This window comes from Fodinisporobacter ferrooxydans, assembly GCF_022818495.1.
GTDB lineage: Bacteria > Bacillota > Bacilli > Tumebacillales > MYW30-H2 > Fodinisporobacter > Fodinisporobacter ferrooxydans.
Map to the genome: position 1 here is coordinate 967,504 of NZ_CP089291.1, position 19,970 is coordinate 987,473.

The window sequence follows — 19,970 nt, forward strand, 5'->3', positions numbered from 1 at the left end:
CCTATATGTCGAGGGATCAGGCAAATGTCATTCCGAATACAATGACTTTCTGAACGTATAAATCTGAATGTATAAATCCACACGCGCAAAAAGGCAGATGGGGTCCGAGTAGCCATCCGCCTTTCTCTTTTGCTTGTCCTTTATCCTCGATCCGCATGTTTACTTTACCCATCAATTGCGGAGATTATTCGCGATCGCCATCATTTGATCGGCTGTGGTGATTGCTTTGGCATCCAGTTCAAAGGCGTGCTGTGTCTGGATGAGATCCGTCATTTGTTGAATCGTATCGACATTGGATTGCTCCAGGAATCCTTGATGGATGGTTCCTAAATTCTGTGTATCTTGCGGGGTGACAGCCAATAACTGGCTCATCGGCGCAGGCGTTCCGGCAACTGCTGCAAATACATTATTCCCGGCAGGCCTTAGCGCAGTCTCCGGATCGCCAAAGTAAAACAATCCCACCTGCCCCAAATTGGTCAGCTGTCCCTTTTGTCCCGATTCCAGCGTACCATCCGGGTACACGCGGATCGATGCCGGATTGATTCCGGTCAGGTCGATCGGCTGTCCATTGGCGTCTGTCACTTTGTAGCCCTGATCTGTCGCCAGATACTGTTTGCCGTCCGGAGCCTCAGCGATTTGAAAATGTCCGTTCCTCGTATAGGCGAGCGTTGTCTTCCCTGTACCATCAGGCACTTGTACGGCAAAGAAACTGTTTCCCTGAATGGCAAAGTCCAAGGGCTGAGACGTTACTTTCATGGCCCCATTGGAGAAGTCATTTTCCGGCCCGGTGTTCGCCACCCCGGAACCCAGTTGCAGACCGAGGGGACTGAGACGTGTCAATGTCGCGGGATTTGTCTGAGCCATTGTCGGCATTTGCTTTTGATCGAATTGCCTGTACAGCAAATCCTGAAACGATACGCTTTGGCTTTTGTAGCCCACAGTATCCACATTTGCCAGATTATTGGAGATCGCATTGATCCGCCTTTGCTGGCTTAAAAGCCCTGACGCCGCCGTCCATAGTGCTTGCATGTATCTTCTCTCCTATCATACGACTCGTCCGATCTCATTGACCGCTTTATCCATCGATAGATCGATTGTATGAATGACTTTGGAATTCGCTTCATAACTGCGCATCACATTGATCATGGAGACCATCGTCTGTGTGGGATCGACATTGGATTGTTCGATGAAGCCATGCCGAACGTCAGCCGTGCCCGGTTGCAATGCGGCATTGCCATATGTGTAACCATTGTCCCCATATGGAACCAATTGATTTGGATTGGCCACATCGACGACCGCCACGGAATTGCTCACTTGCAGCGGCTGCCCGCGCCCATCCAGCAAAGGCTTGTTGGTCGGCTGGCCATTGCCGTCGACCTGTACGGCTGCCGTAGTCCCGTCCGGCTGTACCTGGATGCCGGAATTCGGGACCGGGTTGCCTTTGCTGTCAATGGCCAGCAGCCGTTGTCCGGAAGCCGTGACAAGAAGGTTGTCGGCGTCTTTGACAAAATGGCCGTCCCGTGTCAGGATGGGTCCGACATTCGGTTCATTGACAGCAAAAAAAGACGTATGCAAAGGAGCATCGACAATCCCGTAGTCATACGGCTTGTCCGATTTTTGCAAGGGCCCTTCCGTGAACCGGGACAATGTCTCTTGCAGCCACACGCCCGTTCCCATCTTGCCTACTATGGGGTTTGGCGCGGCAGAATTCATGTTCAATCCTCTTCCATAGTTGATGCGCTCCATCAACTGCTCGGGAAACGCCATCAACTCTCCATCCTGCGCCTTATAGCCAGGCGTATCGGCATTCGCCAGATTATTGCTGATCACTTCCTGCAACCGTTGATTTGCAATCATTCCCGATGCGGCTGTATACAATCCGCGAATCATCCGTATCACCCGACTTTCGATTTCGTTTTTCGGTTCTGATTTTCCGTATATTTGCCTTTTTCGTCTGTTCGCTTTTTCCGTTTCTTCTTTCATCCTTCTATATGAACACGGTCATGCCATATCAGGATCCGGTTATACAGTCACGTGTTTATATGACACCGATTTTTTTCTTGTTGTTTAAAAGGGAGCGCGATACTTTATCGAGATTGTCCAATGCAATCCCGGTGCCTCTGACAACACAGGACATAGGCTCTTCCGCGATATGTACAGGCACTTGCAGCTGATCGACCATCAATTGGTCCAATCCGTACAGCAGCGCGCCGCCGCCTGTCAATACAATGCCTTTGTCATAAATGTCGGCCGCCAACTCTGGGGGAGTGCGTTCCAATACGTGCTTGGCTGTTGCGATGATATTTACCACTGTCTCTTCAAGGGCTTCCCGCATCTCTTCTGATCCGACCGTAACCGTCTTGGGCAATCCGCTGATCATATCCCGACCCCGTACGTCGATCTCTTCCGTCCGCGCACCCGGATATACGGATGCGATATGAATTTTGATCTCTTCTGCCGTCCGTTCTCCGATCAATAAACTGTAGTGTTTGCGAATGTGGCGAATGATCGCTTCGTCGAACTTGTCCCCTGCTACCCGAATAGAATTGGAGGTGACGACGTCTCCCAAAGATAAAACCGCTACGTCTGTCGTGCCTCCACCAATGTCCACCACCATGCTGCCGCTTGGTTGAAATATGTCCAGACCAGCTCCAATCGCAGCCGCTTTCGGCTCCTCAATCAAAAATACTTCCTTGGCTCCTGTGCGCTCCGCTGCTTCCCGCACCGCTTTTTGCTCGACTGACGTAATGCCGGCCGGTACGCAAATCATGACACGAGGCCGCAAAAACATATTTTTGCCGATGGTGCGCTGAATAAAGTGCCGCAGCATGATCTCGGTAATGTCGAAATCTGCGATCACGCCTTCACGCAATGGGCGAATAGCAACGATGTTCCCGGGTGTCCGTCCAAGCATCCGGCGAGCTTCTTCACCGACCGCTACCACTCGCCGCGTCTGGCTCTCAATGGCAACTACAGATGGTTCATCTAATACAATCCCTCTGCCTTTCACATGGACCAATACATTCGCGGTCCCCAGGTCAACACCTATGTCTTTCCCGAACATGTACGAAAAATCCTCCTTAAGTCCTCTCGACAGATAAGCGAATTCCTTTGCTACGGCGTCAACCCTATGTCATTCGTTCCAGTGCATCTCTGTAAATCCCGGGATCCCTTTTCGATACGACGATGATTCGACATATTGTGCTAGAATTCGCGCTAGAAATACATTCTATAGCGGAGAGGAAACTCCTCTATGGACAGAAAATTTTTTCGACGAATGCGCCTTTGTGTCCTCATGCCGATACTTCTTCTTGGTCGCCTCACCACCACGCAAATGGCGGATCGACTTATGGTACTCCAAAATTTCTTTGACCCTGTTGGCCAGATCAGGATTAATCTCGGGTAGCCGTTCGGTCAGATCTTTATGCACGGTACTTTTTGAAACTCCGAACTCTTTTGCGATCGTTCGTACCGTATTGCGGGTTTCTACGATATATTCGCCGATCTTCAAAGTTCGTTCTTTGATGTAATCGTGCACGCCCTTCGCCTCCCCCATTTCTGGATTGTCTGATACATTATATGAGGGGGTGTACAGCATATTCCCGGAAGTTGCAGACGTGACAAGCCCTGAAGCGGATTTTTTCGCAAAATCAAATGGGAAGGCAAGGAGGAATCCAAGCATGACAGGCAAAGACAAGCATTCGCAGTCTATAAAGGAAGAAAATAAAAATTTCTGGCCGCAGATACAGGAGGAAAAACGGCGGTATAACGGCCCTTCCAGCTTTTTTGCCTGCCGTTTGTGTGAACGGACACAAACATCCGCAAGCACCGGCAGCCATTGCCAACGGGCCATTTTATATTATGAAATGACCGAGCCCTACCATAGTGAATCATTGGGCATCCGGATTCCCAAAGGCAGTGTGACATTCGCCTATTATTGGACGGAGCGACCTTACAATCTCTACCATATGATCGATCCTACCGGTGAAACTCTCGCCTATTATTTCAATATTTCCGATCAAACGGAGATCTCCGGGACTGTGCTTCGTTGGCGCGACCTGATCGTCGATGTATTGATCCGCCAAGAAAACGTTCCGATACAGGTACAGGAACAGGTGACTGTACAAGAACAAGTGACTGCACGAGAAGAGATCCCTGAACAACAGATGCTGCCCGTACAAGAACAGGAACAAGCATGGCGCGTACGCATATTGGATGAAGAAGAAATTCCGCCGGACATCGAGCCAAAGATCCTCTCGTACATCATGTCGGCAAAGGATCATCTGGTTCGCAACTACCCGCAAATCCTGCATGAGGTCTTGCCGCTCTCGGAACGCTTGTGGCACCGGCGGCGCCAGGCCGCCAGGTTCGCAGAAACAGACCTTTGACAAAACGTTGGCGAATCCGGCTGTATTTGACTCTATCAGACAAGTCTCCCGTTTCGTACTATATCCTATGAGTCGAATGTCAGTCGTAGAATCAAAAAACTTTTTTTTGAAATTTAAAAAAATTTTTAGGTTACCCCCACAATTGGTCAATCTACCAACGTATAGTCTAGTATCCATTATTTAACGAGGTGATTGAATCATGAAAAAACTATTGGCAACAGTAACAGCAGTCACAACAATCGCAACAATCGCTGGCGGTACCGTTCCTGCATTTGCTTCCACCTATAATTTTCATGGCATACATATGCGCGGGAACCACAACAGCATCAACATTCAAGACAACTCTACCAACTACAATTTCACGACAAACATTACGTTTAATGATTTGGGCAATTTCCGCTGGGCAGCAAAAGCAATTGAAGACATGGCGAAAAAAGGAATTATCAAAGGCATGGGTAAACATCAGTTTGATCCGGGCCAATCCATTACACGGGCGCAATTCGCCGTATTGGTCACAAAGCAGTTCGGCTTGCAAACATCGACGACTGCAACTCAGGATTTTGCAGATGTGCCGCCGACTCTTGCAAACGGCAAACCAAACTGGGCATTCCCATATGTCGAAGCGACAAAAGACTATTTTGATGCGACTGCAAACTTGAGCGGCGGCTACAATTTCAATCCAAGCCAACCGATGCGCCGGGAAGATGTGGCTGTAACGCTTGTAAAAATCATGGAGAAGCTGAACCTGGTTCAACCGGATTCCTCCGATCAGGTACAGCAAGTACTCGCAAATTATCAGGATTTGGATCAAGTTCCAGGCTCCTTGCAGACATATATCGCTACGGCCATCACGAATAACTTGATGAAAGGCGACGGCAACGGCAATTTCGCGCCATTGCGCCCATTGCGCCGTGCAGAAGCCGCTGTATTGCTGGATCGCATTTCAAGTCAAATGGTCGTCGTACCGGGAGACAATCCAACTACTACAGTAACGACCGATACGTATGGCTCGTCTACCGTTTCCAACGACAACTACAGCACGGATAACTCGGCTGCAAGCACAGATTCCGCTTCCACAACGATCACTACAGAAGACCACAGCAACGACTGATACGTACTCAAACTAAGTACTCAAACAGCGCCAATTTTTAAAGGCTGACAACTTCCAAATAAAAAGAAGATCAGAGGGCAATTGTCTCTCTGATCTTTTTATGTTCGCCTATTATCGAATTAATGCGTATTTGCTTTTGCCGGTAAAACAGAGGCAGGGTTGATGACTTGTCCATCTTTGCGCACTTCAAAGTAGAGATGGTTTTTCGCACTCGCCTCGAATTTGCAATAGCCGCTATCACCGATTGGCTGTCCTTGTGTCACTTGATCGCCTTTGTTGACATCCACTTTGCCGAGGGACGCATAGACTGTCACATATCCATCCGGATGTGTGATTTCAACGGTTTGGCCGTTTAACGGATTGTCTTCTACATTTGTCACCTGGCCGGCTGCTGCTGCCAATACAGTAAATGTGGCATCATTTTGCGCCTGAATGTCGATTCCATTGTGTGTGTAAAAATGGTTGTCATAGTTGACAAGAGCTGCTGCCTGCGCTTTGGCGTCAGTCGATGTTTCATCATAGTATCCGACGACTACACTGGCATTTGCCGCATCCGGGCCAACGGGCCATTGAAAGCTTGGAGCGGCGTTTGCTGCCGCTGACGGATTGGCAGGTGCAGAGTTTTGATTCGTCTGCGTTTGCGTCTGTGTGTTTTGAGCTACGTCTGATGGCGGATTGCTTGCTTGATGATTTGTTTTCACGTACATCAGACTGATGATGAGACCGGCTGCCGCAAGGTACATGACTGGGAATGCCCAGCGCTTCGAGAAAAATTTGTTGCGCCCGCTTTGATGTGTAGTTTTGCGGGAAGTTGATGTGTTTTCTTGACTGTTCTGATTTTTTTCTTTTTCTTGATTATTCATGTGATATCACCTCATTAAGCCATTGTGGCCAAACCGCTTGGCAGATATACACATGAAACATCGATAACTAAAAATTTTTTGTAATTTTCTTGTTTTTTATGCATGGGGAAATGAAAAAGTTGATACCTGACAAAAATCGAGCAGATCCATGGATCAATTCATGGATCTGCTCGATTATCAGATTAAGTATCTCTTTACTTCATCATAAAAATTTTCGCGAGTTCCAAAGTAGACAAACGTTATATGATCATTACTTTCGGAATACAAATAACAAATTCGCAAAGATACCTGATCAAATTTAAAATCGTAAGACTGAAACCCTTGCAAATCACCTTTGAGATACGACCCAATTCCCGGATTTTGGACGATTACATACTGTTGTGTACATAATTCATCATACAATCGCGGCGCCTTCCTACTTGCTTGTTTGAGCAATCGATCCATCTTCTTTGTCGAAGAATATGTCGAGGCCATTAAAATCTTCTCCTTCTCCATCCTCCGACTCCGGATCAGCTTTCATGTCATCCAAGAATTGTTGAATACGTTTTTCCATTTGCTTATTGTATTCGTTAATCCGATAAGCTATTTCTTTTGCCAACTCTTCACCGGTATAACCATCCGATATTACTTTTCGTACAATACTCTCGATGTCCAAATCAGAAACAGTTCTGGTACGATGACGAACTGGTTTAAGAAAGATGCCATCCTCTAGCAAATATGCTTGAACCGTTTCTTCAACACCTAAATGATCAAAAAAACTTTTTGGAATCGTGAGTTGTCTTTTACTGGTAATTTTAATATCCCTGTGTTCTTGCACTTGATCCAGATCAAAAATTATTTTATTCATCATTTTACTTTTCACTCTTTCAATTTAGGCTCCGTTATCGTTTTATCTGGCATTTCCTTATCAATAGTACGTTTAGTGGAATAAGCCATTATTTTCGCCATCAAATCATCAATATTTACGTAAAGGTCACTAGTAATGTTTCACTTGCTTCTGACATTCGTACATTCAAGGCGCATTCCTTACTCAGTAAGGAGATTGTATCGTAATATACAACATATGTCAATCTAACATCAAAAGATTTCTTGAACAGCTACGGCTGCCTAATTCTTTACACGCCTTTCTGATCCCCCGCATACAATGGCTGAATTTTGCCAAGGAAAAACAGCACGGCGAGCGCTGCGGCGACCATCATGAGGCCGCCCAAAATCAGTGCTGCGGCGAATCCGTAGTGTTGCGCGATATATCCGGTAAACGCCGGCGAGACGATGGCAGCGACCGCGCCTGCTGTATTCATGATGCCGCCAAGGGACCCTGCACCGCCTTTGGGCGCCAGATCTTGCGGAATCGACCAAAGAATCGCTGTCGATGCAGACTCGGCTGCCATCGCCAGCACGAGTATCCAGGCGGCTGTCGTTGCCGATTGGGCGTTGGCAGCGATGATGATGGATACGGATATGACCTGCATGACGACCAATATTGTCTTCTTGACTTTGGTGATATTATAGCCGGCGTTAATCAGTTTATCGGAAATGATCCCGATGACCGGCTGTACCAGCATTCCGGCAATCCACGGCACTGTGGCATAAAACGCAACGCTTTTCAAATCGAGGTGGCGGGCTTTAATCAAATATCCGGGCAGCCATGTGAGGTATAGATAGTATAAATAGTCCTGGAAAAATTTAATGAAGATAATGGCCCACGTATTTCGATAGGATAGCATTTTGGAAACGGATACTTTCTCTGCAGCCGATTGGTTCATAAGCCCTGCAATGGGAGCCTTTTCACGGAATGTAAGGAACCAGAGCAGCACCCAAATCAAGCTTCCGATCCCCGTAATATAGAATGCCATGCGCCAATCCGGATGTGCTTTGGTGCCAAATGCCAGCATGAGTCCGACCATGACGCCCGGCGTCAGGGCAAATCCAAGCCGCAAGCCGGCCAGGTACGTGCCAGTGGCAACGCCCCGCTCTGATTCATGGAAATTTTCCGCGATCACTTTGGTAGCCGCCGGAAAGTTGGCAGCTTCCCCGACGCCGACAATCAGCCGGCTGAACAACAACATGGAAAGTCCGCGCGCCAACCCCGTCAAGGCAGATGCGATCGACCAGATAAAGGCGGCGATTCCATACACTTTTTTGGTGCCATAGCGGTCACACAGCCAGCCCGCCGGCAAATTGAAAAGCAGGTAGGTCCAGCCAAAGGATGATAAGACAATGCCCATTGTCGTCATGTCCAGATGCAGATCTTTGGCGATAAACGTATTGGCCGTCGCCAAACTTGAGCGATCGATCGCATTGATCAGCGTTCCGGCGAAGACCAGAAACAAAATCCAAAGTTTCACGCCGCGGAAACCTTTCATCAGTTCTACCCCCTCAGTGAGTGTTTGATACGCTATATTCATTTGAAAGCGGATTCATGATTGCTTAAAAAAAATCACTGCACCTCCGTCAAAACCTGTTGTCCCTGCAACACCTGATCGATATCTTCGAAGATCATCTCTGCCACCCGTTGTGAGGATTCCTGTGTGATGCCTGCTACGTGTGGAGTCAGTATGACATTGGGAAGCTGTCGAAAAGGGTCATCGGCTGCCGGCGGCTCTTTTTCCCGGACATCCAGAAATGCATATCGGTTTGGATGATTTTGCAAGCTTGTATGGAGTGCTGATTCATGGATGATTCCGCCGCGTGCGGTATTGATGAGAACGGCTGTTTCTTTCATTTCTGCGAGTTGGGCTTCATCGATGAGGGAATGTGTTGCCGGAGTCAAGGGGACATGGATGGAAATGTAATCCCCTTCCCGGCAGACCTGCCGGAGTGTGTCCAGCCGGACGCCAAAGTCCTGGATCAGACTGTGTGTTTTAATGACAAAGGGGTCGTATGCGATCACCTGCATGCCAAAGGCGCGTGCACGCGTGGCGACCCTTTGCCCGATATCCCCGACACCGATCAGCCCCAGGGTTTTCCCGTTCAGCTCACGTCCCATGCAGAGCAGCCGATTCCAGTGCCCCTCCCGCGTGGCCTCATCACAGCGCTGCAAAAAGCGGGCGTGTTCCAACATGCAGGCGAACACGTATTCGGCGACGGCGTTTGCGTTGCACCCTCTGGCCGCGATGACTTTTACCCCGCGTTCCCGGCAGGCTGCTATATCGATATTGTCGAGTCCGACACCCAGCCGCCCGATGGCCTGGAGCTGTGGCAGTTGCTTCAGAAGCTGGCGGTCGATGCGCGTCTTGTTGCGAATGACAAGAGCTTGCGCGTTTGCCGCAAGATCGGCCAATGCCTCCGGTTTGCCGTAAAGGGTGGGGTCCCCGATCACATCATATTTGGCGGTGATCCAATCAGGAACGTTCCACCAGACATCTTCCGTAATCACCATGCGCATGCATTCATATCTCCTTTATCTGTTTATTTGCCGCGGATCGATGCTTCGACCCGCGTCAAATGCTCGAACATTCGCTGTTTCGCCAGTGAGCCGTCTTTTGTTTTGACCGCATCGAGAATCGCCTGGTGCTCCACCAGGGATTGCTGCGGTACGTCGCGGATGGAGAGCGACTCCATTCTGCTTTCCGAAAGCAGGTCCAGCATCGTCAGCATCAGGCGGACCAATACAAGATTCTGGGATGCTTCCGCCAGACCCACATGAAATTGGGCGTCCCGTTCTCCCAATATCGCCAAATCCCGTTTGTGCGCAAAGGCATCGTCAAGAATCGCCTGCAGTTTTTGGATTTCCATGAGTGTGGAACGTTCCGCCGCCCAATACGCCGTTTCTGATTCCAATACTTTGCGGATTTCAAATAAATCCTGGATCGCCCCTGCTTTGCCGCTCAATGCTTCGTCCATATTTCCATACGTGGACTGAGACTCGGCCACGAATATTCCGACACCGTGGCGAACCATTAAAATGCCCCGGCCGGCCAACAACTTGATCGCATCCCGGACGGCTGTCCGGCTGACCCCAAATTGTTCGGCAAGCGCCCGCTCAGTCGGCAGGCGGTCGCCTGGCTTGAGCGTGCCGCGAACGATCGCATCTGTGATTTGGGATACTATTTTTTTGCTGTATGCCATGTTGTTGGAAATAGGTTCAAACAAATAGGTCATCCCTCCAGGCGATATGAAGCTCTTCCGCTAATTTTTTTAATTCGTCGAGTGTGCTTTGCTCAAGCGCAATGCCTTCCTGCCGCCCTTGATGTTCCAACCGGACACGGCGCTCCCCAGGAATTCGCACGGAGGAAAAGCCATCTGCCGGCGGAACCTGGTGGATCTCATCCACGAGCACATCCATGCGCCGATAAAATTCGTCGCCGTCAAAAAAGCTGCGGGGGTTGATGGCAATACAGCAGAGCCCCGTTCCCGGCTCCCGCTGCTCCTTGTCATACATCGACCCGACATGCGGCGCCATCTCGGCGCCTGACAAAACGCCGCTCAGGATCTCCACCATGAGCGCCAGTGCGTATCCTTTGGGTCCGGCCATCGGCAATACGGCCCCGCGCAGCGCCGCTTGCGCATCTGTGGTCGGACAGCCGGTTTCATCGATGGCCCAATCCTCCGGGATCGATTGCCCCGTCTTGGCTGCGAGTATGATGTTGCCGCGGGCGACTTTGCTTGTCGCCATATCCAACACTACCGGCGAATGGCAGTGGGTCGGCGCCCCGAATGCGATGGGATTGGTGCCGAAAAACGCTTTCCTGCCGCCCCACGGCGGTATGGCCGGCTGGGCATTGGAAAACGCCCAGCCGATCATCTCCGCTTGTGTCGCCAAGTCGATATAGGCAGACAAAGGACCTGCATGGTTGCCCCGCTTGACTGTGACGATGCCGATCCCCGTCTCTTTCGCCAAGTCGACGGCGGCTTCCATGGCAAGTTTGGCCACGACCGGCCCCAGCCCGCTGTCTCCATCCAGTGTTGCGACAGACAGTGCCCGTTTTTCCAATGCCGTGTCTGGCGCTGCTTTGATCACACCACGCCGGATCCCTTGTATATATGCCGACAACCGGGACAATCCGTGTGTGTGGACGCCTGTAAAATCTGCACGCACCAGCACCTCAGCCGTCCATTCCGCATCTGCCGGCGGCACCCCTGCCACTTGAAAACACTGGCTGGCAAACCGATGAAGTTCATTCCAACTGTAGCGCATCGCGGATCATCCCTTTAGGCACTCGGATAGAGTCTTGTCAATACGAATTCCCGATGTCCGAGGGCTTCCGCACAAGTCAGACGGCCATTGAGGGTACGCACCATCACATCCCACAACGCGTCGCCCGCTTGCTGCAGATGTATGGTTCGTGCCAGAAGTCCGCTTACATCCAGATCGATGTGTTCACGCATGCCGCGGGCGGTCTTCGGATTGGCCGTCAGTTTGATCACCGGCTCAATCGGATGTCCGACGATATTGCCTTGCCCTGTAGGGAAGAAGTGCAGTACGGCTCCTGCTGCTGCCATCAACGTAATACACTCGGCGGCGGCCGAAGACGTATCCATGAAATGCAGTCCCGGTCCATTGGGCGCTTCTGCCGGCTTCAGCACACCGACAACCGGACATGTGCCGGTTTTCTCGATATTGCCCATCGCCTTTTCTTCGATCGTCGACAATCCGCCTTTGATATTTCCCTGTGTCGGCTGGCTGCCCAGGAGATTCGCATCCTGGGATTCGATGAAGGAAACATAGTCATTGAACGTTTTCATGAACTTTTGCTTCAGGACGGCAGTCGCCATTCGATCTGCAATCAGGTGCTCGCCGCCCGTCAGCTCGGAAGTCTCCCCGAACAGTACGGTTGCCCCGGCAGCGACGAGACGATCGACCACAACGCCGACTGTGGGGCATGAACCCAACCCGGATGTGGTATCGCTTTCCCCACATTTAATGCTTATGATCAAATCTTTAAAATCGACCGGTTCTTTTACCGATTCACTCGCTTGCTGCATAAATTCTTTTGCTTTCCAGGAAGCGCGGCGGATCGTTTCAAAATCCCCATATCCTTCAATGCCAAAGTAGGCAACGGGCTTTCCGGTTTCGGCAATTCCATCGGCGATTTTTTTCGCCCAATTTTCTTCGATTCCGACAACGATGGCAGCAGCTACATTGGGGTTGCGGCCGGTGCCGATCAATGTGCGAAAATGCAATTCCAGGTCTTCGCCATACTGCAAACGCCCATAGGGATGTGATAAAGCGATTGTGCCCGGCACTTTATTGGCAATCGCCTCACAGGCCGCATTTGATAAATCATCAACCGGAATGACCACCACATGATTGCGAACGCCTACTGCTCCATTTTCCCGACGATATCCGTATAATTGCTCCATTTCCTACCACCTCGCGCTTTTGATATTGTGAACATGTACATAATCGCCTGGTTCGATCGCTTCTCTCGCCAATCCTACCCGCAGGCCATACTCGATCACGGCATCGCCCGCTTGCAGATGTACGACAGAAATTTTATGTCCAAGCGGGATATCTGCTTTCGCGATCACCTCGACCATGCTGTCATCGTCCATATAAAACCCGATCACCGTTTCGCCCTGGCTGATGTCTTCTGTTACAACACCGACATGATCTCCTTTTTTGTGAATCAAAAATTTGTGTGTTTGTACTTCGGCACCAGACGGCTGCTGATCCAGTGCAGCAACTTGCAAACTTTCCTTTTGCATGCGGCTCGCTCCTTTTTGAAGTGGTAGTATCACATACCTGATACTTCTATATATTTGAGAAGCGCGCAAAAAAGACTATATATTTGAGGATTTTTGGGGATTTTATCAAGCATCATTTAACGGGTCTGCTGCTTGACCGGCACATTTGCCGCAACCAGGTAACTGTACGCATTGGTAATTTGGACACCCTGGTAGTAGTATGTTAAAATCTGCGTAGCTGTTTTTCCTTCTTTTGCCATGCCATTGGCACCATACTGGCTCATGCCCGTATCGTGGCCGTAGCCTGACGTGTCAAAATACACTTCCCTGTTTTGGACTTTCCATGTAAAGCTGGTAGAATTCAAACCCAACGCTTCCCGAATCTGGCGTCCGGTGAATCGCTTGTCGCCCACTTGCATCTCCAATACATGCTTTGACGGTGATTCTGCCAAGACTTTCATCGGCAAGGAATTTCCCGTCGAAGCCGGTATCGAATCGATATGCAATTTTTCCAAAACAGTGGAAACCGGAATGGCCGTTTCCTGATGAAAGCGGGGAGCGACCGAATCCCAGGGGCTTGGCACCGATTTTAAATAGGGGACGTCATGTCCCCAATAATCTTTTGCATCTTCCGTATACCCATTGCTCGTGGAAAAATACAGGGCATCAATCGGCTTGCCCTGATATGTCAAAATTTCACCGTGTGTGGCATTGACCGCTTGCTCAATTTTTTTCTGATTGGCCTCATAGTCGCTTCCCCATTTTTGCCGCAACAGCTCATCGGAAGAATAGGCCTGATCGTAACGATAACTGTCCGTAATATTCGCACCTGCCTGCGCTGCCGCAGGAAGCTTCGGCGCAATATGGTTGATCAAGGTATTGACCGCCCGGGTGCGTGCAGCAATCGCCTGTGCCTCCAACGCCTGCAGTTCAAAGGTAATCGGCATTTCCCCGGCTACCACTCCGGCCACGTACGTTTCCAGGGGCATTGTGACAACTTGTCCCGTTTTTGTCATATAGACCTTGATTTGCGCATCGCCTGTGAATGTCTGCAACTGTTCAGGCGCAGCTGCCGGCACCGGCGCTCCATGCTTTTTCCCTAACAACACGACGAGGGAGGAAGGTACGATTACTGTGGAGACAACCATAAATCCAACAATCCAGCCAATATAACGTCGCATGCGTTTCCTCCTCGAGAACAGAGTTTGAATCGACTGCAACATTATGTATATTGGACATTGTCCGGATTTATGAATCCCGGTGATCCATGCATGAAACACTGCGCATTCGTTGAAATTAACGTATGGTATGGTATGATTTTGATGTGATTTGATTTTGGTATGATTTTCTTGTGCATTTTGTATTTCGTTAAATCTTCATGAACGTACATAAAGGGAGAAATGAATTGGATGGAACGACCGAAAAAATATTGCAAAGATTCCCGAGCAATCAAAGCATTGCATGTGATGCCGGAAGATTTGAATATGCATCAAACCATATTCGGCGGAAAAGTAATGGAACTGATCGATGATATCGCGGCGTTATCCGCTACCCGCCATGCGCGCATGCCGGTCGTGACCGCTTCCACCGACTCGGTCAATTTTCTGGCGCCTGTCAAAATGGGCGACGCCATTTGTCTGGAATCTTTCGTGTCATGGACAAGCCGCAAATCGATGGAAGTATTCGTGAAGGTGATCAGCGAAGAATTGCTGTCTGCCAAGCGGACTGTAACAACAACCGCATTTTTGACATTTGTCGCCCTTGACGAACATGGCAAATCTGCCATGGTGCCGGAAGTGATACCGGAAACCGAACTGGAAATCGAATTGTACAAGACAGCCCCCATTCGCTATGAAGAACGGAAGCGGAGACGGGAAGAAACGAGTTTCCTCGTTTCCAAAATCGACTTGTCTCCACCTTTTCAAAAGGGCGTGTGGATATAGGCTTTTGCTTACATGGGGTTTTTGCTTACATTGGAGCAGGGGAAAACAGCGCTTTGATGCTCATGCTGGCAGCGCCGATGGCTGTGGCCTTTTCCCCGAGTGCCGCCGGGACAATGGGCGTATTGGCAAAGGGAAGCTTGAGACTGTGTTTTTCCACCGTTTTTCGCAGCGGTTCAAAAAGAAAGTCGCCCGCTTTTGCCACACCGCCGCCCACGATAATCAATTCCGGATTCAGGATATGGATGAGCTGTGCAATGGAAATGCCGAGATACCGTCCCGTGTCCGCCAATACCCGAATGGCCAGGCGATCTCCCTGAAGTGCCGCCTGATGGATCATGGCGCCGGTCAGTCCCTCCAAGCGCTCCTGCACCAGAGATGAAAGCACACTGTCTGTTCCCGTTCGGATCGCCTGCGCCGCACGCTGCGCGATGGCAGGACCGGCAGCCATCGCCTGCAAACACCCATAATTGCCGCAACTGCAGCGCAGTCCGTCTTCAGCGACCGTGATATGACCGATCTCTCCGGCACTGCCGCTCATGCCGCGATACAATTCATGATGCAAGACGATGGCGGCGCCAATCCCATATCCTACATTGATGCAGACAAAGTTCTGTATGTCTCTGGCATTGCCAAACCAACTCTCACCTACCGCCATCGCCCGGACGTCATTGTCCACCTGTACAGGTACGGAGAAACGGTGCATCAGATAGTCCCGGATCGGGACCTCACGCAATTGCAGATTGGGAGCAAAGATTCCCAACCCTTGCCGCACATCCACGATCCCATGCATGCCAACGCCAATTCCCATTAATTGCTCTCTCGCAAACTGATTCCCGCTTGCAATCGCAGTGATCGCATCTTCCAGGGTGTCTGCGAGCATGGCTAAAAAGCTGTCCACAGTCGGCTGTGCAGGCAGCGGCCGCTCGATCTCCGCATGTATGTTCGCATCCAGATCGACCCCGAGAACGGTGAATCGCTTGGAACCGACGTCTACGCCAAGGATATAGCCCGCCTGTGGATTGATTTCCAGCATGATGGGCTTCCTGCCGCCGCTGGAATGTCCACGCTCCCCTTCAATGACAAGCCTTTCCTCCATTAACTCACCGACAATGTTGGTAACCGTGGGGGGAGTCAAATTTGTCAATTTGGCGATCTCTGCACGCGGAATCGGCCCTTGTGTGCGAATAACAGAGAGAATTGCAGAACGATTGATCTGTTTCATCAATTGTGCATTGCCTGCAAGAATGGTCGAGCCCGCCATTGTCCAATCCCCCCTTTTTTCTGCAAATGCAGCCGATTGCACGGTTACAACCCATTACCGAACCGAGACGCCTGGAATGATCGAATCCAGGCACCTGATCGTTGATAGATGGTTCCATTCCGCTCCGGCGTGATATATTTCCAAGATTATTTGTCGTCATATCCCCGCGGATGGTTGCGATGCCAGTTCCATGCGTGTGCGAGAATCGTTTCCAGCTGTCCATATTGGGGCTTCCATCCCAACTCGTTTTGGGCTTGCTTGGACGAAGCGACAAGCACAGCCGGGTCGCCTGCCCTGCGCGGCGATACGACTGCGGGAATGGGATGCCCCGTGATCATGCGCGCCTTTTCAATCACTTCTTTGACGGAAAATCCTTTACCGTTGCCCAGATTGCAAATGCTGCTCGACTCGTTTTGCCGCAGGTATTCAATGGCCAAAAAGTGCGCATTGGCCAAATCCATGACATGGATGTAGTCGCGGATGCATGTGCCGTCTGCTGTCGGATAATCGTCGCCGAATATCTGAATGGCTTCCCGCTGTCCCAGTGCAACTTGCAAAATAATGGGGATCAAATGGCTTTCCGGCGTGTGATCTTCGCCGATGTGCCCGTCCGGATGCGCTCCTGCCGCATTAAAATAGCGCAAACACACCGATTTCAAGCCATACGCCTGGTCGCACCAGCGGAGCATCTTCTCAATGGCTAATTTTGTTTCTCCATATGGCGATGTCGGGTTTGTATCGCTGCTCTCCGGAATCGGGATTTGTTTGGGTTCGCCGTATGTAGCAGCCGTTGAGGAAAAAACGATTTTTTTCACATCGTGCCCAATCATCGATTTTACAAGTGTATATGTGCCGACTACGTTATTTTGGTAGTAATGCAAGGGGATCTGTACACTTTCCCCGACTTGGGATTCTGCTGCAAAGTGTACAACTGCCTCAATTCCGTGCCCGGTAAAAATCTTGTGCAGAAGTTCTTCGTCCAAAATATTCCCTTGATAGAACGTACAGCCCGCGACAGCCTGTCTGTGGCCTTTTTGCAAACTGTCCAGCACAACCACCGTTTCTCCTTGCTGCAACAATTCTGCAACCGTATGACTGCCGATATATCCCGCTCCGCCTGTTACCAAGATTGCCATCGATTGTTCCTCCCAGCGTTTTTCGCTTTCTCTTTTACTACATCTCTTTTATTCCATCTCTTTCACTCCGTCGCCGATTCCGCAAAGATAGAAGGAAGGCGCAAGACCCGTTTTCTCCGTGTAGCGTTTGGCTACATCGATCTGAAACGCTTCCACTTGCCCGGATTCCACCAGACTGACTGTACAGCCGCCGAATCCTGCCCCCGTCATGCGCGTCCCGATGCATCCCTGCACCTGTTTTGCCACTTCATACAGCGTATCTAGCTCCACCCCGGTGACTTCATAGAGATCCCGCAAGGAATCATGTGAAGCGATCATCAATTCGCCAAACTTCCGCAAGTCGCCCGCTTGTAATGCGCCAACCGCTTGCTTGACTCTGGCGTTTTCCTCCACGACATGCCGGACGCGTTTTTTTACATGGTGTTGCGGGATGACATGTTCGTACATTTCCAACATCTCGGGCGTTACATCCGCCAGATGCGAAATAGCAGGCAGGACTTTCTGCAATGCCGCAAGACCTTGTTCACACTCCGCCCGCCGTTCATTGTATTTGGAATCGGTCAAGCCGCGCCTTTTATTCGTATTCGTGATTACCAATTGGTATCCTGCCAGCCGCAATGGTACAAGCTCGTAGTCCAATGTGGCACATTGCAGCAAAATGGCGTGATCTTGCTTCCCCATTCCAACGGCAAACTGATCCATGATCCCGCAATTGACGCCGACGAAATGATTTTCCGCCCGTTGGGATATTTTCACAAGGTCGACGGGGTCCAGTGATACTCCGGCAAGCGTCGAAATGGCGAGTGCCGTTACCAACTCAATGGAGGCGGAGGAGGAAAGACCTGCGCCATTGGGTATATTTCCATAGTACAACAAGTCGGCGCCAAAGGGCTCTATGCCAAGCTGCTGCAATTCCGCGATGACGCCTTTGGGATAATTCGCCCAATCATCCTCTGCTCTGTATTGCAAATCATCCGCAGCACATTCCACAGTTTCCGGAATGTTTACAGATGCAAAGCGGATTCGACGATCCGGGCGTTTTCGAATCATCAGCCAAGTGCCCAACGTCAGCGCCGCCGGAAACACATATCCGCCGTTGTAATCGGTATGTTCTCCGATCAAATTAATCCGTCCCGGCGCAAAAAACAGCCGAACATTTGCCGGATCGCCGCCGTAGTGTTTGATAAATTCCTCTTGCAAAAACTGCCGTTCTGCTGTCTTTTGATCTGCCGGTTTCATTTTGCATCTCCTTGCGCATTTTTTTGGACATCACATTGGCCAGTTTTTTGGTCATTTTTTTGGGCCATATATTGGTCATTTTGTAAAAATGTTTGCAAAGCAATCCGCAGTTCTTCTGCTGTTTCTTCTACCGCGCGCGGGTTGCAGGGCGCCCATGCGGCTGTCTCCGATGATGCGTTGTATTTGATGCGATCTTTCGAACGCAGCGGCGGATAAAATTCGATGTGAAAATGATAGAATTCCTCCACAGAATCGCTGTTTACCGGTCTTTGGTGCAATGCCATCATATAGGGAAAGGGCAGCTCAAATAACTGGTCCATGGCGCCTGTAATCTCTTTCAGGATCTCGGCAAGGCTCATTTTTTCTTCATTTGAAAAATCGGAAATTGCCGTTTTATGCTGTTTGCTAACGATAAAGACGCCATACGGATAGTCGGTAAAAAACGGAATATAGGCGGCAAAATGGGCATTTTCCCGGATGATCCGCTGCTGAAATGCCGCTTCTTCCCGATTCATATCACAGATCAGACAGCGGCCTGTTGTTTGATGATGTCGTCCGCATGTGTCCAGTTCCGTGCGAATCTTCAGCGGCAGGTAGGAATAGGCATAGATTTGCCCATGGGGATGCGGCATTGTGACACCGACTTCTTCCCCCCGATTTTCAAAAATCAGAATGTATTTGTGTTGCGGATCTTTTTCCAGCTCTTTGAATCGGTCTGTCCACAAATCAATCAGTTGGGTGATGTGGCTGACAGACAACTGTGGCAATGTGGCATGATGATCGGGAGAATACAGGATCACTTCACATGCTCCGTATGCTTCCTTTGTTTTGTATAGACCGCTTCCCACCGGATCGGGAACGGGAGGATGATTCGACAGCGCCGGGAAATCGTTGTCATATTTGTAAACCGTATATTCTTCCGGCACTTTCCCGGAACCCGGACAAAACGGGCAGTAGTCTTTGGGCATTTGCGGCCGATTTTGCCGATGGGACGCGACCATTGTCCAGTCATCCAGCAACGGATTATAGCGCAACTCCGCCATGTTTTAACCCCCTCGTAAAATATGCATATTGTGTATTGCGTGATGCGTTGGTTCGTTGGTTCGTAATGCGTAGTACGTTACGCTGCATGCAACTTGCCATATGCCACGAGAAAACTTTATTAATTATTTTAATTAAGTATAATGCAAGTATACTATAATGATGGCTTGGTTACAATTGATGTTCCACATTAAAATTGCAATTGTCTGACAAAATCTCATAGTTATCGAGTAAATACGTCAAATACGTTGGAACGCTAATACTGGAACTTGCGGGTTTGGATTGCTACAATAATGGAAGTCGAATCGACCGTCGCAGTCCGATTGACAGTTTCAGTCCCATCAGCGATGGAACAATT

At 49.9% G+C, this 19,970-nt stretch carries 21 protein-coding genes; 3 read left to right on the top strand and 18 right to left on the bottom strand.

The window, feature by feature from the left end; translation table 11 throughout:
• Positions 1-171: 171 nt before the first annotated feature.
• The 4 genes from LSG31_RS04545 to spoIIID all read right to left on the bottom strand — a co-directional run bounded on the left by LSG31_RS04545 (position 172) and on the right by spoIIID (position 3,538).
• The gene (locus LSG31_RS04545) at positions 172-1,029 is read right to left on the bottom strand and encodes a flagellar hook-basal body protein (protein ID WP_347438216.1); all 858 of its coding nucleotides are present in this window, start codon (positions 1,027-1,029) and stop codon (positions 172-174) included.
• Between the two features lie 15 nt (positions 1,030-1,044).
• Complete coding sequence (locus tag LSG31_RS04550; protein ID WP_347438217.1) at positions 1,045-1,983, bottom strand: flagellar hook-basal body protein; 939 nt, start codon at positions 1,981-1,983, stop codon at positions 1,045-1,047.
• A gap of 55 nt (positions 1,984-2,038) precedes the next feature.
• Positions 2,039-3,064 (bottom strand): rod shape-determining protein, encoded by a 1,026-nt coding sequence (gene mreB / locus LSG31_RS04555; RefSeq protein WP_347438218.1) that lies wholly within the window; start codon positions 3,062-3,064, stop codon positions 2,039-2,041.
• Between the two features lie 165 nt (positions 3,065-3,229).
• Entirely contained in the window at positions 3,230-3,538 is a 309-nt protein-coding gene (gene spoIIID, locus LSG31_RS04560; RefSeq protein WP_347438219.1) for a sporulation transcriptional regulator SpoIIID, read from the bottom strand.
• 142 nt (positions 3,539-3,680) lie between these two features.
• Here spoIIID and LSG31_RS04565 point away from each other — a divergent pair, with 142 nt between their 5' ends.
• On the top strand, positions 3,681-4,388 hold the full coding sequence (locus LSG31_RS04565; protein WP_347438220.1) for a ribonuclease FAU-1 family protein: 708 nt from the start codon (positions 3,681-3,683) through the stop codon (positions 4,386-4,388).
• A gap of 199 nt (positions 4,389-4,587) precedes the next feature.
• Complete coding sequence (locus LSG31_RS04570) at positions 4,588-5,499, top strand: S-layer homology domain-containing protein (protein WP_347438221.1); 912 nt, start codon at positions 4,588-4,590, stop codon at positions 5,497-5,499.
• A gap of 119 nt (positions 5,500-5,618) precedes the next feature.
• On the opposite strand, the gene LSG31_RS04575 is transcribed toward LSG31_RS04570, so the two are convergent.
• The 10 genes from LSG31_RS04575 to spoIID all read right to left on the bottom strand — a co-directional run bounded on the left by LSG31_RS04575 (position 5,619) and on the right by spoIID (position 14,173).
• Positions 5,619-6,362 (bottom strand): M23 family metallopeptidase, encoded by a 744-nt coding sequence (locus LSG31_RS04575; protein ID WP_347438222.1) that lies wholly within the window; start codon positions 6,360-6,362, stop codon positions 5,619-5,621.
• A gap of 177 nt (positions 6,363-6,539) precedes the next feature.
• Complete coding sequence (locus LSG31_RS04580) at positions 6,540-6,836, bottom strand: type II toxin-antitoxin system RelE/ParE family toxin (RefSeq protein ID WP_347438223.1); 297 nt, start codon at positions 6,834-6,836, stop codon at positions 6,540-6,542.
• Positions 6,778-7,212 carry an AbrB/MazE/SpoVT family DNA-binding domain-containing protein gene (locus tag LSG31_RS04585; RefSeq protein ID WP_347438224.1) on the bottom strand — a complete coding sequence of 145 codons (435 nt, stop codon included), beginning with the start codon at positions 7,210-7,212 and terminating at the stop codon, positions 6,778-6,780. Before LSG31_RS04585 ends, LSG31_RS04580 begins: the two co-directional genes overlap by 59 nt.
• 265 nt (positions 7,213-7,477) lie before the next feature.
• Entirely contained in the window at positions 7,478-8,728 is a 1,251-nt protein-coding gene (locus LSG31_RS04590) for an MFS transporter (protein WP_347438225.1), read from the bottom strand.
• A gap of 74 nt (positions 8,729-8,802) precedes the next feature.
• Entirely contained in the window at positions 8,803-9,684 is an 882-nt protein-coding gene (locus LSG31_RS04595) for a hydroxyacid dehydrogenase (RefSeq protein WP_347438226.1), read from the bottom strand.
• Positions 9,685-9,773: 89 nt separating this feature from the next.
• Entirely contained in the window at positions 9,774-10,457 is a 684-nt protein-coding gene (locus LSG31_RS04600; protein WP_347438227.1) for a FadR/GntR family transcriptional regulator, read from the bottom strand.
• Positions 10,450-11,502, bottom strand: a complete 1,053-nt coding sequence (locus LSG31_RS04605; RefSeq protein WP_347438228.1) for an Ldh family oxidoreductase — start codon at positions 11,500-11,502, stop codon at positions 10,450-10,452. Before LSG31_RS04605 ends, LSG31_RS04600 begins: the two co-directional genes overlap by 8 nt.
• Positions 11,503-11,516: 14 nt before the next feature.
• Positions 11,517-12,668, bottom strand: a complete 1,152-nt coding sequence (locus LSG31_RS04610; RefSeq protein WP_347438229.1) for a UxaA family hydrolase — start codon at positions 12,666-12,668, stop codon at positions 11,517-11,519.
• A 3-nt stretch (positions 12,669-12,671) separates the two neighbouring features.
• The gene (locus LSG31_RS04615; RefSeq protein WP_347438230.1) at positions 12,672-13,013 is read right to left on the bottom strand and encodes a UxaA family hydrolase; all 342 of its coding nucleotides are present in this window, start codon (positions 13,011-13,013) and stop codon (positions 12,672-12,674) included.
• Positions 13,014-13,129: 116 nt separating this feature from the next.
• The gene (gene spoIID / locus LSG31_RS04620; protein ID WP_347438231.1) at positions 13,130-14,173 is read right to left on the bottom strand and encodes a stage II sporulation protein D; all 1,044 of its coding nucleotides are present in this window, start codon (positions 14,171-14,173) and stop codon (positions 13,130-13,132) included.
• Between the two features lie 228 nt (positions 14,174-14,401).
• Between spoIID and LSG31_RS04625 the strand changes: the two genes are divergently transcribed.
• A complete protein-coding gene (locus LSG31_RS04625; protein ID WP_347438232.1) occupies positions 14,402-14,935 on the top strand; it encodes an acyl-CoA thioesterase in 534 nt (177 codons plus the stop codon).
• A 25-nt stretch (positions 14,936-14,960) separates the two neighbouring features.
• On the opposite strand, the gene LSG31_RS04630 is transcribed toward LSG31_RS04625, so the two are convergent.
• The 4 genes from LSG31_RS04630 to galT all read right to left on the bottom strand — a co-directional run bounded on the left by LSG31_RS04630 (position 14,961) and on the right by galT (position 19,614).
• Positions 14,961-16,196 (bottom strand): ROK family transcriptional regulator, encoded by a 1,236-nt coding sequence (locus LSG31_RS04630; protein WP_347438233.1) that lies wholly within the window; start codon positions 16,194-16,196, stop codon positions 14,961-14,963.
• A 146-nt stretch (positions 16,197-16,342) separates the two neighbouring features.
• Positions 16,343-17,332 (bottom strand): UDP-glucose 4-epimerase GalE, encoded by a 990-nt coding sequence (galE, locus tag LSG31_RS04635; RefSeq protein ID WP_347438234.1) that lies wholly within the window; start codon positions 17,330-17,332, stop codon positions 16,343-16,345.
• A 48-nt stretch (positions 17,333-17,380) separates the two neighbouring features.
• Complete coding sequence (locus LSG31_RS04640; RefSeq protein ID WP_347438235.1) at positions 17,381-18,571, bottom strand: galactokinase; 1,191 nt, start codon at positions 18,569-18,571, stop codon at positions 17,381-17,383.
• On the bottom strand, positions 18,568-19,614 hold the full coding sequence (gene galT / locus LSG31_RS04645; RefSeq protein ID WP_347438236.1) for a galactose-1-phosphate uridylyltransferase: 1,047 nt from the start codon (positions 19,612-19,614) through the stop codon (positions 18,568-18,570). The genes LSG31_RS04640 and galT overlap by 4 nt, the downstream gene beginning before the upstream one ends.
• Positions 19,615-19,970 lie beyond the last annotated feature (356 nt).